15 protein-coding genes are annotated in these 14,893 nt (G+C 71.6%); 10 read left to right on the plus strand and 5 right to left on the minus strand.

What is annotated here, in order from left to right; all coding sequences use genetic code 11:
* Positions 1–61: 61 nt before the first annotated feature.
* Positions 62–562 (minus strand): GNAT family N-acetyltransferase, encoded by a 501-nt coding sequence (locus tag ACFVXG_RS37640; protein ID WP_387934375.1) that lies wholly within the window; start codon positions 560–562, stop codon positions 62–64.
* A 65-nt stretch (positions 563–627) separates the two neighbouring features.
* Here ACFVXG_RS37640 and ACFVXG_RS37645 point away from each other — a divergent pair, with 65 nt between their 5' ends.
* The 3 genes from ACFVXG_RS37645 (at position 628) to ACFVXG_RS37655 (ending at position 4,732) form a co-directional block, all read left to right on the plus strand.
* Positions 628–1,533, plus strand: coding sequence for a TIGR01777 family oxidoreductase (locus tag ACFVXG_RS37645; RefSeq protein ID WP_387934376.1), 906 nt, complete (start codon positions 628–630; stop codon positions 1,531–1,533).
* Between the two features lie 448 nt (positions 1,534–1,981).
* Positions 1,982–3,313 (plus strand): NAD(P)/FAD-dependent oxidoreductase, encoded by a 1,332-nt coding sequence (locus ACFVXG_RS37650; RefSeq protein ID WP_387934378.1) that lies wholly within the window; start codon positions 1,982–1,984, stop codon positions 3,311–3,313.
* A gap of 192 nt (positions 3,314–3,505) precedes the next feature.
* Positions 3,506–4,732 carry a cation:proton antiporter gene (locus ACFVXG_RS37655; RefSeq protein WP_387934380.1) on the plus strand — a complete coding sequence of 409 codons (1,227 nt, stop codon included), beginning with the start codon at positions 3,506–3,508 and terminating at the stop codon, positions 4,730–4,732.
* A 28-nt stretch (positions 4,733–4,760) separates the two neighbouring features.
* Here the strand turns inward: ACFVXG_RS37655 and ACFVXG_RS37660 are convergent, their stop codons facing one another.
* Positions 4,761–6,647 (minus strand): regulator, encoded by a 1,887-nt coding sequence (locus tag ACFVXG_RS37660; protein WP_387934381.1) that lies wholly within the window; start codon positions 6,645–6,647, stop codon positions 4,761–4,763.
* A 310-nt stretch (positions 6,648–6,957) separates the two neighbouring features.
* Here ACFVXG_RS37660 and ACFVXG_RS37665 point away from each other — a divergent pair, with 310 nt between their 5' ends.
* Positions 6,958–7,719 (plus strand): 3-hydroxybutyrate dehydrogenase, encoded by a 762-nt coding sequence (locus tag ACFVXG_RS37665; protein WP_387934382.1) that lies wholly within the window; start codon positions 6,958–6,960, stop codon positions 7,717–7,719.
* A 525-nt stretch (positions 7,720–8,244) separates the two neighbouring features.
* Here ACFVXG_RS37665 and ACFVXG_RS37670 read toward each other — a convergent pair.
* Positions 8,245–8,448 carry a DUF397 domain-containing protein gene (locus tag ACFVXG_RS37670; protein ID WP_387934384.1) on the minus strand — a complete coding sequence of 68 codons (204 nt, stop codon included), beginning with the start codon at positions 8,446–8,448 and terminating at the stop codon, positions 8,245–8,247.
* Positions 8,441–9,280, minus strand: a complete 840-nt coding sequence (locus ACFVXG_RS37675) for a Scr1 family TA system antitoxin-like transcriptional regulator (protein WP_387934386.1) — start codon at positions 9,278–9,280, stop codon at positions 8,441–8,443. Before ACFVXG_RS37675 ends, ACFVXG_RS37670 begins: the two co-directional genes overlap by 8 nt.
* A 103-nt stretch (positions 9,281–9,383) precedes the next feature.
* Between ACFVXG_RS37675 and ACFVXG_RS37680 the strand changes: the two genes are divergently transcribed.
* The gene (locus ACFVXG_RS37680; RefSeq protein WP_387934388.1) at positions 9,384–10,406 is read left to right on the plus strand and encodes a hypothetical protein; all 1,023 of its coding nucleotides are present in this window, start codon (positions 9,384–9,386) and stop codon (positions 10,404–10,406) included.
* Positions 10,407–10,439: 33 nt separating this feature from the next.
* On the opposite strand, the gene ACFVXG_RS37685 is transcribed toward ACFVXG_RS37680, so the two are convergent.
* Complete coding sequence (locus ACFVXG_RS37685) at positions 10,440–11,096, minus strand: TetR/AcrR family transcriptional regulator (protein WP_387934390.1); 657 nt, start codon at positions 11,094–11,096, stop codon at positions 10,440–10,442.
* Between the two features lie 67 nt (positions 11,097–11,163).
* Between ACFVXG_RS37685 and ACFVXG_RS37690 the strand changes: the two genes are divergently transcribed.
* The 5 genes from ACFVXG_RS37690 (at position 11,164) to ACFVXG_RS37710 (ending at position 14,845) form a co-directional block, all read left to right on the plus strand.
* On the plus strand, positions 11,164–11,961 hold the full coding sequence (locus tag ACFVXG_RS37690) for a proline hydroxylase (protein WP_387934392.1): 798 nt from the start codon (positions 11,164–11,166) through the stop codon (positions 11,959–11,961).
* Between the two features lie 21 nt (positions 11,962–11,982).
* Positions 11,983–12,948: a threonine/serine dehydratase gene (locus ACFVXG_RS37695; RefSeq protein ID WP_387934393.1), complete on the plus strand. Its 966-nt coding sequence runs from the start codon at positions 11,983–11,985 to the stop codon at positions 12,946–12,948.
* A gap of 176 nt (positions 12,949–13,124) precedes the next feature.
* Positions 13,125–13,361: a DUF397 domain-containing protein gene (locus ACFVXG_RS37700; protein WP_387934395.1), complete on the plus strand. Its 237-nt coding sequence runs from the start codon at positions 13,125–13,127 to the stop codon at positions 13,359–13,361.
* Between the two features lie 87 nt (positions 13,362–13,448).
* Positions 13,449–13,952 carry a hypothetical protein gene (locus ACFVXG_RS37705; protein WP_387934397.1) on the plus strand — a complete coding sequence of 168 codons (504 nt, stop codon included), beginning with the start codon at positions 13,449–13,451 and terminating at the stop codon, positions 13,950–13,952.
* Between the two features lie 11 nt (positions 13,953–13,963).
* Positions 13,964–14,845, plus strand: coding sequence for a JmjC domain-containing protein (locus ACFVXG_RS37710; protein WP_387934399.1), 882 nt, complete (start codon positions 13,964–13,966; stop codon positions 14,843–14,845).
* Positions 14,846–14,893 lie beyond the last annotated feature (48 nt).

Genomic DNA, 14,893 nt, shown 5'->3' on the forward strand with positions numbered 1-14,893 from the left:
GCCACGTACGTCACGACTCTGCAGCACCTGTTTTGACGTATCGTCAGCTCTTTGAGCGCGTTCAGTCGACCAGTCGGCGGGCCATCCACACGTCGTCCACGTAGCAACCGTCGATCAGGAACTCCTCGGCCAGGGTGCCCTCGACCGTGAAGCCGCAGCTCTCGTACAGCCGGCGGGCCGGGGCGTTCCAGCCGAGCACCCGGAGGGTCAGCTTGCGGGCGCCCGCGGTCCGGGCCTGCTCACAGGCGGCCTCGACCAGCCGGCGGCCGATGCCCCGGCCGCGCACCGTGCCGTCGACGGCCAGGCCCTGGATCTGCCGGACGTGCCGGTTGACGGCCAGCCTGGTCGCCGGGATCTGGCGGACGTAGCCGACGATCCGGCCGTCCAGGACCGCGAGCAGGAACTGGTCGGGGGTGCGGCCCTCCTCGAAGGCCCGCTTCCCGACGGGCGGCTCCGGGGCGACGTCGGACAGGGTGGACCAGGCGGCACGGTCGAGCTCGGCGAGCCCGCGCTCGTCCTCGGGGCGGGCCGGGCGGATGATCAGGTCGTCTTCACGGGTCATGGCGCGTGATGCTACTGGGGCGCGTGCGAAAGGTGACAGGCCATAAGGGCTGCGAGGATGGGCCCATGCGCATCGCTGTCACGGGCTCCACGGGATTGATCGGTTCGGCACTCGTCCGCTCCCTGCTGGCGGACGGCCACCAGGTGGTCCGGCTGGTCCGGCACCGCTCCAGGACGGGACCGCAGCCCGACGGCAGCACGGCGATCGGCTGGAACCCGCTGCTCGGCGAGGTCGACCGGGACGGGCTCGCCGGGGTCGACGCGGTGGCGCACCTGGCCGGCGCCGGCGTCGGCGACCGCCGCTGGACGGACTCCTACAAGCGGCAGATCCGGGAGAGCCGGGTGTACGGCACCGAGACGCTGGCGGTGGCGCTGGCGGAGCTCAAGGAGCCGCCGCGGGTGCTGGTCAGCGCCTCCGCGGTCGGCTGGTACGGGCAGACCGGCGACCGGGTGATCGACGAGGACTCCCCCGCCGGGGACGACTTCCTGGCCGAGGTGTGCCTGGAGTGGGAGGCGGCCGCGCGGCCCGCCGAGCGGGCCGGGATCCGGGTCGTCCACCCGCGCACCGGGATGGTGCTGTCCGCCGCGGGCGGCGCGGGCGGGCGGCTGTTCCCGCTGTTCAAGCTGGGCCTGGGCGGGCGGCTCGGCAGCGGGAGGCAGTACTGGAGCTACATCTCGCTGGCCGACGAGGTGGCCGCGCTGCGGTTCCTGATCGACCGGGAGGACCTCTCCGGCGCCTTCAACCTCACCGCGCCGGAGCCCGCCACCAACGCGGAGCTGACCGCGGCGCTCGGGCGGGCGATGGGGCGGCCGACGCCGTTCCCGGTGCCGGAGGCGGTACTCAAGGCCGTGCTCGGGGAGCTGGCGGTCGAGGTGGTCGGGAGCCACCGGGTGGTGCCGCGGCGGCTGCTGGACGCGGGCTTCCGGTTCGCGCACCCGGACCTGGACTCGGCGGTGCGGGCGGCGCTGTGACGGCGGCGCGGGGGCTCGGGCGCTGTGACGGCGGTACGGGGGCTCGGGCGCTGTGACGGCGGTACGGGGGCTCGCCGGAGCCGGGTGGGCGGCGCTGTGACCCCTCGTTCTGCGTAGGCCCGCTACGGCATTCGCCCTGGCCAGGGGCATATGCCGGGCGGGGGTCGGACGGGGCTCCGGGAGGGGGCGCACGGGAGCACACGGCGGGCGCGTCGCACGCCCCCGGTGACCGTGCGCGCCCGTCGACCCGGCAACCCGGCCGCCACGGCGCACTGTCCGTGACCGCGCCCCCGCCCGGTGCCGCACGACCCCGTCCCAACCCAGCATCGAGCCCGCTCCGCTTGTCTGATGCTCACACTGACGGGGCATCACCTTCCTCGGACCGTGCCCGGCACCCCGCTGCCTGCGTCGGCCGGAGCCCCGGGAACCCCAGGGAGGGAGCACGCCAGTGCCCACGTACGACTTCACCCGCCGCGCCCGTCGCCCGTCCGACCCGGACGTCGTCGTGGTCGGTGCCGGACTCGCGGGCCTGGCCGCCGCCCGCGCACTCACCGGCCACGGCCTCACCGTCCAGGTCCTGGAGGCCGGCGACCGGATCGGCGGCCGGATGGCCACCCGCGAGCTGGACGGCTTCCGTCTCGACGACGGCAGCCACCTGCTCAACACCGCCTACCCCGAACTGCGCCGGGCGCTCGACCTCGACCGCCTGGACCTGCGCCCGCTCGCGCCCGGCGTACTCGTGCACAGCGCCGGCCGCCGCTACCGCGCCGGGGACCCGCAGCTCACCGCCGCCCGGCAGGCCGCCCTCCGGGCCCCGCTCGGCAGCCCGCTGGACAAGGCCCGCCTCGGCAGCTGGCTCGGCCGGATCGCCACCACCCCGGCCGCCCGGCTGCAGGCCCGCCCGGAGACCACCGCCGCCCGCGCGCTGGCCGGCCACGGCCTCGCCCCGCGCACCGTCGACGGCTTCCTGCGCCCGCTGCTCAGCGCCCTGCTCAGCGACCCGGCCCTCGGCACCAGCAGCCGGATCGCCGACCTGGTGCTCCGCTCGTACGCCCGCGGCCGGCTCTGTCTGCCCGCCGACGGGATCGCGGCCGTGCCGGCCCAGCTGGCCGCCGCACTGCCCGTCGGCACCGTGCGGACCGGGGTGCAGGTCACCTCGATCGGCGCCGACGGCGTGGAGACCCTCGCCCACGGGCGGATCGGCGCCCAGGCCGTGGTGGTCGCCACCGACGCCCGCTCCGCCGCCGAACTGCTGCCCGGGCTGCGGCTGCCGGACTTCCACCCCGTCACCACCTTCTTCCACGCGGCCGACCGCGCCCCGCTCGCCGAGGCCGTGCTGCTGCTCGACGCCGACCGGCCGAACGGGCACCCGCCGCTGGTCTCGCACTCGCTGGTGCTCAGCGAACTCCACCCGTCCTACGCCCCGGCCGGCCAGGCGCTGATCGCCACCACCGTGCTCGGACGGCGCTCCTTCGACGCGGGCGGCCCGGCCGGGGTGGAACCGGCCGTCCGCGCCCGGCTCGCCGAGCTGTACGGCAGCTCGACGGCGGACTGGCAGTTCCTCAGCGTGCGGCACGTCCCGGACGCGCTGCCCGCGATGCCGCCGCCGCACAACCCCCGCCGCCCGGTTCGGCTGCTGGCCGGGCTGTACGTCGCCGGGGACCACCGGGACACCAGCACCGTCCAGGGCGCGCTGGTCTCCGGGCGGCGGGCGGCGCGGGCGGTGCTGGGCGACCTCGGGCTGCCGGCCGGTGCGCGGGAGGCCGAGGCGGCGGCCTGACGGTGCGCGGAGGCCGAGGCGGCGGCCCGACGGTGCGCGGAGGCCGAGGCGGCGGCCCGACCGTCCCGCCGGGGGGACACGCCAGCGGTCTGCCGGGGTGACGGACCGACGGCGTGCCAGGATGCCTCGCATGACCGTTCTGACCGCTCATCGGATGATTCCCATGGGTTCGGCCGCCCGGCCGGACACCCGGTGAGCGCCTCCGCCCAGCCGGTGGCGCTGATCCTGATCCCCGCCGCGGCCGTCACCGCGCCGCTGCTCGCCGACCGGCTGCTGCGGTGGATCGCCGTACCGACCGTGGTGTTCGAGATCGTGCTCGGCGTGCTGATCGGCCCGGACGTCCTGGACTGGGCGCACGTCGACGACCTGGTGAACGCGCTCTCCCAATTCGGCCTGGCCATACTGATGTTCCTCGCCGGGTACGAGATCGACTTCGCCAAGCTGCGCGGTGGCCCGCTGAAACGGGCGGGCACCGCGTGGCTGGTCTCACTCGTACTGGCCCTCGGCGTCGGCGCCCTGGTCAACCGGGACCCGTGGGACGGCGCCTTCGCCGGGCTGGTGCTCACCACCACCGCGCTCGGCACGATCCTGCCGATCCTCCGCGACTCCGGCGAACTGCCCACCCCCTTCGGCTCGTTGGTGATGGCCACCGGCGCGGTCGGGGAGTTCGGGCCGATCATCGCGATCGCCGTGCTGCTCAGCGGCAACTCCCCCGCCCGGACCGCGGTCATCCTCGGCGCCTTCGCGGTGATCACCGCCGTCGCCGTCCTCGGCGCCCGCCGGCCGCGCCCGGCCTGGGCCACCCGGCTGATCGAGCGCACCCTGCGCACCTCCGGGCAGTTCGCGATCCGGGCGGTGATCCTGGTGCTGGCCGTCATGGTCGCGGCCGCGCTCTGGCTCGACCTGGACATGCTGCTCGGCGCCTTCACCGCCGGGATCGTCTCCCGGCTGCTGCTCTCCGACATCCGGCGGGCCGAGGAGGAGGTGATCGAGGCCAAGCTGGAGAGCATCGGCTTCGGCTTCCTGGTGCCGATCTTCTTCGTGGTCAGCGGGATGAACTTCGACCTGAACGCGCTGCTGGACGACCCGGGCACGCTGCTGCTCGTCCCGGTGTTCCTGCTGCTGTTCCTCGCCGTGCGCGGCGGGCCGGCCGGGCTGCTCGCGCCGGCCGGGCTCGGCGGGCGGGACCGTGCGGCGCTCGGGCTGTACGCGTCCACGGCGCTGCCGCTGGTCGTGGTGATCACCACGATCGAGGTGGAGGCCGGGCACCTGCCCTCCTCGACGGCGGCCGCGCTGGTCGGTGCCGGGATGCTGTCGGTGCTGGTGTTCCCGCTGGTGGCGCAGCGGGTGCGGGGCGGGGTGCGGCCGTCGGCGGCCGCCGACGGCGAGCGACCGAGGGTCCGGGCCGAGAGCTGGTGAGCTCCCGGCCCTCGCACGGCCGGTTCCGTCAGATCACGCCCGCCTGGCGGGCCGTCTCCTCGAAGGCGCGGGCCACCTGGCTGCCCCGGTAGGGGGTGAGGCGGCGGTGGAAGTCCCGGACGTACTCCAGCGAGCGGGCCGAGCGCATCTCCCCCGCCGCCCGCAGCGCGTCGGTGGCCATGGTGCAGGCCTCGTCGAGGTCCCCCATGCCGAGCCGGGCGGTGGCCAGCACCAGCCGGCAGAAGATCCGGCTGCGCGCATAGGCGGGCGAGCGCAGCCGCAGCGACTTCTCGGCGTGCTGGGCGGAGGTGCGCCACTGCTGGAGGTCGCGGTAGCAGTGGGCGAACTCGTCGGAGAGCTGGGCCTCGTCGAAGTACCGCGCCCAGGAGGGCAGTTCGTCGCCCGTCCGGGAGGCCGCGAGCGAGCGCTCGGCCCGTACCAGTGCCGTGGTGCAGGAGCGGACGTCGCCCAGCAGGCCGTGTCCACGCGCCTCGGCGGCGTGCATCAGCGACTGGACCACCGGCGGGACGGCGGTGCCGACCCCCTGCTGGGCGACCCGGGCGAGCTGGACGGCCTCCCGGCCGTGGCCCAGGTGGACGGCCTGCTGGCTCATCGTCACCAGCACGTAGCCGCCCAGCGCGCGGTCCCCGGCGGCCTGGGAGAGGCGCAGCGCCTGGACGAAGTAGCGCTGGGCGAGGCCGTGCGCGGCGATGTCGAAGGACGTCCAGCCGGCCAGCCTGGTGAGGTCGGCGACGGCTCCGAACAGGGCGCGGCCGATCTGCTCGCCGTAGCGGCCGCGCAGCATCGGCTCGGCCTCGCTCTCCAGGTAGCGGACCAGCGCCTGGCGGGCGTGGCCGCCGCCGTAGGCGTGGTCGAGCGCGCGGAAGAGGTCTCCGACCGCGCGGATGGCGGCGATGTCGCCGCGGCCGACCCGCAGCATGGGGCGGGCCTCCCGGGTCGGGTCGGCGTACGGCGGTTCGACGGCGGCGGGCGGGCGGCGGCTCTGGGTGGGCACCCGGCCGATGGTGGCGGCGGTGCCGGTGGTGCCGGCCGTGCTGCGCGCCCCGGGGGCGCCCGGGGCGCCGATCGGCTGGGTGCGCGCCGGGCCCGCGGCGGGTGCGCCGGGCACGCTCTGCGCCGGTGCCGCGGGGGCGGTGCCGGGTGGGCCGGTGGCGGTGTCCGGGCGGGTCAGCGTGGAGCCGTCCCGGGCGACCCGCTCGTCGGTGCGGCCGATCAGCCAGTCCCGGCTGGGGACGACCAGGCCCGCCGGGGTGAAGGCGATCCGGCGCAGTTCGGACTGCGGGCCGTTGTCCTTGCGCCACATGCTCGCCACGATGTCCACCGCCTCCTGCGGGGTCTCGGCGAACTCCAGGCCCGCGTAGACCGGGGCGCAGGCGTCCAGGCCGAGGTCCTGGGCGGTGAGGCGGCGGCCGAGGCGGCGGGTGAAGACCTCGGCGATCAGCGCCGGGGTGGCGCCGCGGGGCTGCTGGCCGCGCAGCCAGCGGGTGACCGAGGTCTTGTCGTAGCGCAGGTCGAGGCCGTGCTCCAGGCCGAGCTGGTCGACCCGGCGGGCCAGGCCGGCGTGCGAGAAGCCGGCCTCCTCGATCAGGGCGGCGAGTTGGCCGTTCTGCGGCGTCGGGCCGGAGTGGCCGGTGTGGCTGCCGTGGCCGCTGGTGGTCGCGGGCGCGGCGGTGGCTTCGTGCCTGGCGGGTGTGGCCTGCACGGGCAGTCGCAGTTCCTCGGCGGTCGGGGCGTCGGCGGTCAGCGGGTCAGCGGTCAGCGTATCGGTGGTCAGCGTGTCGGCGGTCAGGGCGTCGGGGGCGTCCGGAAGGGCCCGGCCGACCGGGCCTCGGCGCTGGCCGAGCGGGTCGAGCGGTCCGTACGCCGGGCTGTCGGTTGCAGGCCGTTGGGGCATGTCAGTCAACACCTCTCGGACGTCGCACCGGGCGCCACCAGCAGTTCGGCTCGCCCGGGGCGGCGCCCCCTGTCGGGAATCGGCGTGAATGTAGCGAGCATTCGGGCGCTATGGGTGGATCTGACCGAGCAATCCTCCGAACGGGTGAAGCAAGCGCGCCCATTGTGGGGAAGCGAGGTCAGGATGGGTTTGGCTGTCCGGGGTCGAACGGTCGGCCGGGGCCCGTAGCGGTTGCCGACACAGTCCACCGGGGTGCTGTGTCGGTCCACCACATGGGAGCCGCGCCGTCGGATTCCTACCGTTCTCGGCCATGGACACCTCTACTGCCCGCCCGCTCGACGGCCGCACGGCCCTGGTCACCGGGGCCGCCTCGGGCATCGGCCGGGCCTGCGCCGAAGCCCTCGCCGAGGCCGGCGCCCGGGTCTACGTCGTCGACCTCGCGGCCGGCCCGGCCCGGGAGCTCGCGGACCGGATCGGCGGGCGCGCGGTCGTCGCCGACCTCGCCGACCCCGAGGCCGTGGACGCCCTGCCGGCCGACGCCGACATCGTGGTCAACAACGCCGGCCTCCAACACCTCGCGCCCGTCCACGAGTTCCCGGTCGAGCGCTTCACCCTCATGCAACGCGTCATGGTCGAGGCCCCGTTCCGGATCCTGCGCCGCACCCTCCCGCACATGTACGACCGGAGGTGGGGCCGGGTCGTCAACGTCTCCTCCGTCCACGGCCTGCGCGCCAGCGCCTTCAAGTCCGCATACGTCACCGCCAAGCACGCCCTGGAAGGCCTCAGCAAGACCGTCGCCCTGGAGGGCGCCCCGCACGGGGTCACCAGCAACTGCGTCAACCCCGGGTACGTCCGAACTCCCCTGGTGGAGAAGCAGATCGCCGCCCAGGCCCTGGCCCACGGCATCCCCGAGGACGAGGTCATCGAGCGGATCATGCTCGACCGCACCGCCGTCAAGCGCCTCATCGAACCGACCGAGGTCGCCCAACTCGCCCTCTGGCTCTGCTCCCCCGCCGCCTCCTACATCACCGGCGCCAGCCTCCCCATCGACGGCGGCTGGACGGCGCACTGAGCACCACCCCCTGCTCCGTGGAAATCAATCTCAGAATCAAAGGCACAAAGTTGCGGCGCTTCCTCGACATGCCGCGGAAGCGCCGCAACAAGAGGCGAGATGGGCATCGACCACCCATAGTTCGATGACAGAATCAGAGTTGAGGATTGCAGGGATAATTGAACTGAACCATGGACATGGAGCGTGCGTAGCCCCCCTACAAGGAGGAGCATGCACAACGTTTCAAGACTATGGAATGAATGCTGAAAACAGGTGGCGCCTCCTCGAAATCGAGGAGGCGCCACCGAAAGAAGAGCCGATCCAAAAAGTAGCCGGCCTACGCCTACCGGGCCATCGCCATGAGGTACACGAGCAGCGCAGGTTGGGGCCGGGCCTGCGCGAGGAGCGCAGGCCCGGGCGGGGAAGATCGCTGCTCACCCGAACGGCGTTGACCACGTGGACGGGTACGACGTCCTGGAGCACGCAACATGACGGGTTAACGCAGAGGCCCCTGCCCGGCGCCGGGCAGGGGCCTCCTTGATGCCATCAGACCTCGCCGAACTCGCCGGCCTTCACCCCAGCGATGAAAGCCGCGAAGACATCGGTTGGGAAGGCCAGCGCGGGACCCTCCGGGTCCTTGGAGTCACGCACAGGGACGACGCCAGGAAGGCTGTCCGAGACCTCGACGCACTGCCCTGCCTGAGCACTGTAGGAGCTCTTGCGCCATGTGGCGCCGTGCAGGTCATCCATGATCAAAACCCTTCCGCAGTTCTCGAATGAACTCGATGGTCGCAGCCCGGGGCAATGCCTCGCCTTGCAGGTGATCGTACTCACTGGTCCAGTCCGCCAGGGTCTTGGGATCCCGTTCAAGAAAGCCCCGCCGCTCCGTCTCGCTATAGCCAACGATGGACCTGTTCGCCATGGTCAGCAACGTAATTGGGTGCGCGAATGGTCGGGCCTCGGCCGCTGAGAACGGGACGACCTGGAGCAGGAAGCGGGGGCGGGCCGCAAGGGTCTCAAGGTTCCGGAGTTGCCCGGCCATGACCTCATGACCCCCAATCGGTCGACGCAGTGCCCCCTCGTCTATGACGGCATGAACGAAAGGAGCGGGATCGCGGATGAGGGCCTGCTGCCTCCGGAACAGGAGCTCGGTTCGCTTGTCGGCCTGCTGCTGAGTGGCGATACCTCGCAGTACTGGTGCGGCCTGGTAGGCGCGGACGTAGTCAGGAGTTTGCAGAAGGCTCGGCACGATGTTGATCTCGAACAACCGCAGCGCTGTCGCCCTCGCCTCGCTGCGAACGTACTCGTCGAAGCCCTCGAACAATGCTCGCTGGCCGGATGCGCTCCACTCCCTCAGGAACTGCTCGCCAGAACCAAACGCTCGGTCAAGTGCAGTTGCAATCTGTTGACTTGGTTTCCTTCGGCCATGTTCAAGTGCCGAGATGTACGAGGATGTACACCCAACCAGCTCCGCCAGCTGCTCTTGGGTCCAGCCTCGCTGTTCCCGTGACATGCGAAGGAGTGCGCCGAACTCGCTGACTGCGGATGCCTCTGGGTCAAGTTCCTTCTTGTTCAAGGCCATTCGTCCTATCAAACAAACCACTGGAGACAGGTTGAACAGTTCTTGAGCGTAGTGGACAGTTGGCGACCCCGGGTAGTCATCGCACTACGGATCGGAGCCCCCCATGTCCGAAGAGCAGAGCCCTCCGTTCACCCCCCGGCTCCACGAAGTGCTCCAGGACCTGGGGCACATGGAAGACGGCCAGCCCCGCGAGGGCGTGCACGTCGGACCGGGCTGGTCCGGCAAGACGATCGAGCTGCGGCACCTCGGTGACAACGGCGGCGTGTGGGACACGCCGCTCAACATGATCCAGCCGCTCGACCGGCGGGAGGTCGCACCGCCGGCCGTTGGGCGGGTGGTCGGCGTGAACCCCGTCGGAGTGTTGGCGCTGGCCAGCCTGGAACTGGGCACGGTGGTGGCTGGCGGGTTCGCCATGGTGGAAAGCTCGACGTGGAACCCGTGGCGGACCGACGCTCGGCCCGAGTGCTGCGGTCAGGTCGAGTGGACCGGCGACAGGCCCTTCGGTCGGCGAGCTGCCGATGACTCGTGGTGGTCCTGCCCCGACTGTGGCGACTACGGGTTCGTGGAGGACGGCCTCCCCGTCGTGATCGGACGGCTCAGCCCCTTCGTGCAGGCTGTCAAGGCCGCGAGGCCGCGAGGCCGCGATGATCGGCATCCGGACGGCGCTGCACCAACCGGGCCCAACGGCGGCCACCATGATGCCCGCCCGGCACCGATACCGGTTGGGCAGGTGCGTGCCCTGCGGCGGGGTCTGGAGCATGGTTGCCCCGGGGCTCCACTACGCCCGGGAGGGCAGGGAGATGGCGAGTATCCCGGCCTGCGCAGACCACCACGCCGTGCTGGTCCGGCACGTTCGCCGGCTGTCCATGCAGGCGGCTCTGGGGCCACGCGGGAAGGACTGGTCGTGACGGAGCCGGAGCGCCCCGAGCGGGCGTCGAACGACCTGGACGCGGAGTTCGCCCTGCTGCTGGCCGCGAGCGGCGACAGCGAGGGCTTCATACGGAGTGGCCGCCGGGAATTGCAGGCCGAGTTGGATCACCAGGGTCAAGGCCTCCGGTGCCGGCCGGCCGAGTTCGGATCCCGTCGGCAGCAGGATCCGCCGCTCGTGCCCCCGCCGACTGACTGAGCCGGCGGGCGGCACAAGCTCCGCCATGGTCGCCTATCTCAGCGGGCTGAGGTCCAAGGCGACCCTGTCGATCAGCTGACGTAGTCCACTGTGGAAGACGTCGTGGCCGGTGACCACGTCGAGGACGGAATCCAGGTGCCCGGCCAGGAAGGGGAACCGGTCAGGCGGTAGCACCGCGAGCCCTTGACGGGTCGCCTCCCGGGTGGCTGCGGCATCGCTGTGGTTCACGAAGGCAGCGCATCCTAGGGTGAACAGGTAGAGCCTGCGGTAGGCCGTGACGGAGTTGGTGGGCGTCATCCCGGCGCGCTCTCCAGCCGCCAATACGGGTTCGGTGAGGCGGGCGAGCAACTGCCTGCCCATCCATGGACGGGAGCCGCGCAGGGCGACAAGGCCGGGATGGGCGGCCAGCAGCTCGTACAACGCCGTAAACGACTGCTCGGCCAGTTCGGGCCAGGCGGCCTCGGGCTGCGGTTCGGGGAGCTGCCCAGCCAGGTAGTCCATGCACATGTCGAGGAGCCCGGTCACGGACTCCCCGCACCGTCGGTGGACCGTGGTGTGGGAGACGCCGAGCACGGTCGCCAGGGCACGGAAGTTGAGAGCTTCCGGGCCGCCCGCGTCGATCATCTCGATGGCGGCGCGGGCGATGGTGGTCGCGTTGAGTTGATCAGAGGTAACGGATTGCTTCGCCATGTGTGACAGCGTAACTTACGCTGTACCGGACTGATAGACCGTCATGACGGTCTCTTGGAGGACGAGTATGCCCAGCCAGCGCTTACTGGATCCGCTCTTCGTCGCCACCGAGGCGTCGGCGTTCACCGAACGCCACCTCGCCGACCTGGTGGCCGGTACCACCGCAGCGGTCCGTGTCCCCGGCTTCCTCGCGGGCGCCACCCGTCGGGCCATCAGGCAGGCACTCACCCGCCTGCCCATCGCGGCCTACGACCCCGCCCGGGTCGCCGACCCGATCATCAGGTTCGGCCCCGCCTTGAACGACTACCGCACCCTCGACGGCGGCCTCGACCACGAACGGTACTGGCCGGCCGCCGACGCGGCCCGCGCCGCCTGGAGCCGTGCCGGATTGCGCCCCGACCCCGTCGCCGCCGCTCTGAAACTGCTCGGCTGTGCCTGGGGTGAGGCCGTCCAGCCCGCCACCGTGAACGGGCGCCCGCTGTTCGGAGGCACCGTGCGGGAGATCAACAGCGGCGCGCTCATCCACTACGACGAGGCCGTGAGGGAGGTCCCCGGTCTCTTCGACCAGCCGCTCGTCGCCCAACTCGCGTTCAACACTTGGGTTCTGGCCCCTGAGGCCGGAGGTGAGACCAAGTTGTGGCGGCGCCGCTGGCAGCCCGAGGACGAACAGCACCGTCACTCCTACGGCTACCAGTCCCCCGTCACCGACGGTGCCCAGCTCCTCGAACTCACGCCTGCTGCCGGGGAAGGCCTCCTGTTCGCCCCGGCGAACTACCACGCCATCGCCCCCGCGGTCGGGCGCCGCGTTGCCCTCGCGTTCTTCCTCGGCCTGACCACCCGAGGCAACCTCATCGCCTGGTCCTGACACCCCCGGAGAACAAACCCCATGACCACCAGCACCGACACCTTCCCGACCTACGACGACGTGAAGGCCGCCAAGGACCGCATCCACGGCATCACCCGGCCCGTCCCCGTCTTTGAGATCGACCGCAACAGCTTCGGCACCGCCCGCGTCTTCCTCGCCCTGGACTTCATGCAGTTCTCCGGCTCCTTCAAGGACCGAGGCGCCGCGAACTTCATCGCCGCCCACCTGGCCGCCGGGACGATGCCCGACGCCGGAGTGGTCATCGCCTCCGGCGGCAACGCCGGGCTGGCCTGCGCCTGGGCCGCCCAGCGCCACGGCATCAGCGCCACGGTGTTCCTCCCCGAGACCGCCCCGAAGGTCAAGGTCGCCAAGCTCCGCGCGTTCGGCGCCGACGTGCGCCAGGTCGGTGCCGAGTACGCCGAAGCCGCCACCGCTGCCGCCGAGTTCGCCACCACCACCGGCGCCCTCGCCTCCCACGCCTACGACAACCCCTTCATCGCCGCCGGCGCCGGCACCCTGCTCTCCGAGATCCACGACCAGGTCCCCGGCCTCGACACCGTCATCGTCGCCGTGGGCGGCGGGGGACTGTTCGCGGGCACAGCCATGACCGCCGACGCCTTGGGCGTTCGGGTCGTCGCCGTCGAACCGGAGAACTGCCGCGCCCTCAACGCGGCAATGGAGGCCGGCGAAGTCGTGGACGTCGAGGTGGACTCCATCGCCGCCGATTCGCTCGGTGCTCGCCGAACCAGTGAGACGGCGCTGTACTGGGCCCAGCGCGTTCGGACCCGTTCCGCCCTCGTCTCCGACGACGCGATCCGCAGTGCCCGCTCCCTGCTGTGGGACCACCGCCACCTGGCCGTCGAGCACGGCGCCGCGACCGCTCTCGCCGCGCTGACCTCTGGCGCCTACAAGCCCAGCGACGGCGAACGCGTGGCCGTGGTGCTCTGCGGGGCGAACACCGACCCGTCCGACCTCGTCAGCACCTGATCCCCCGGCGGCCGCCGCTCGTGACGACAACCCCGGGCGGCGGGCCACCGGCCTAAGACCTCCGGGCAGCCTCAGCCGCCCGGCGGCGGGCAGTCGCGCGCTACCTGCGCGACTTCCCGGCACCACCCTCGAAGGCCGTCCGGCCTCCGAGGGACACCAACGGCATGGAGGAAACCATGGCCACGAACCTCTACGACCTGCAGCTGGACGGCGAGTTGGTCGCCCAGTGCGGCGGCAACCTCAGCAGCGAGACCGAGAGCTGCGTCAGCATCGCGCCGCTGGCCGGCACCGCTGACTCGTTCGCCGTCGGCGACACCAAGCCGGAGGGCGACGGGCAGTTGCTCTGCTTCACCGGCGAGGAGCTGGACAACTTCGCCACCAAGTGGGTCAAGGACCGGGGCCTCACCGTCTGACCAACAGGGTGACCGCACCGTAACGCACAGCTGGGTGGCTGCTCCCACCGAAATTGGGAGCAGCCACCCAGTCCTTGGAGGATACCTGTGACTCCCGAGGCGTTCGCCGAACTCGGCGGACATTGGCACGGCTACGGCCCCTGGGTAGGGCAGCGCAGGCTCATGGACTTGGAGTACCTGCGCCGTCCCGAGCCCTTCGACATCCAAGAACTCCGGGTGCCCAGCGGTATGAGCGCGCACCCGCAAGAGACGTTCATTCCGTTCAGTCAGCGCACCATTCCGCCAATGATGACCGGGCACTACCTCCTGCGCCGCCCCGAGGATCTCGAACAGCGCACCTGGACTGCCGCGTCCCCTGCCGTCGACTGGCTGACCAGCATCTATAAGGAACATCCGCCCATGCAGCGGGCCGACGGGAAGCGGGCTTACGCGACTCTGGAGTGGTACCAGGAATGCGCGCACCGCTCCCTGCTCCACGGTTCCGACGTCGTTTGGTCCCACTACCTCGACGACAGGCGGTTCATGAGCTCCGCGGTCATCTGCTGCCCATCCTTGCCGTTCCATCCCGGCATCAAGTGCCCACTGCCCTAAGGGAGACGACCATGTCTCTGAACGAACTCCTCGGCGCCCGCGTCGGCGACCTGCTCAGCGCCTGCCCCACAGAACCGCACCTGTACCGCCGCCAGAGCGCCACACTCGACCGGGCCATCACCCTGGACCTGATGAACACCTACATCGACCACGGCCTGACTGTCCCCGCGCGCACCGCCGCAGTCAGGAACGGCCGGGCGGTCCACCCCGGTCGCTTCTCCAAGGACGGCGCAATGCTGCCTGGGAAGTTGCGCGGACTCATCGATGACGGCCACACCGTCAACCTCCGCGAGATCCAGACGACCGTGCCCTACCTGGCCAAGTTCTGCGCCCAAGTCCAGGCTGAGACCGGCTACACCCTGTACGTCTCCGCGATCATCACTCCCACGGGTGAAACCGGCCTCACCCACCACTGGGACCAGACCACCGTCCTGGTCGCCCAGCTGTCCGGCCGGAAGCACTGGCCGCTGTGGGCACCCACCGTGCGACACCCGATGGACGACTACCTCGACTCCCCCACCGAGTGGACCGAGGAGATGCAGCAGGCGTGGGACACCACCAAACCGTTCGCCACCTTCGACCTGGAGCCCGGTGACACCCTCGTGGTCCCGCGGGGATGGGTCCACGCCCCCATCTGCACTGGCGATGAACCGAGCTTTCACCTCACCTTCGCCCTACGCGAGCGGACCCCACTCGACCTCGCCCACGAGCTGATCGCCTCCGCGCTCGAACACGATGTCTTCCGCCGGGGTCTCGCCCCAGCGCACCTGCGTGCCGACAACCTCGGCAGCACCTTGAGCGATGTCCGTGAGATGACCATCAACCATCTGGCCGGCCTCGACCTGGACCAGCTCGCCGACCGCATCGCCCCCCAACTGGCCGGTATGTGCTGACAGTTCCCGGGAACGCAGAGAAGCGCCTCCCCCTAGACGGGGGAGGCG

It is taken from the genome of Kitasatospora sp. NPDC058162, assembly GCF_042884005.1.
Classification (GTDB): Bacteria; Actinomycetota; Actinomycetes; order Streptomycetales; family Streptomycetaceae; genus Kitasatospora.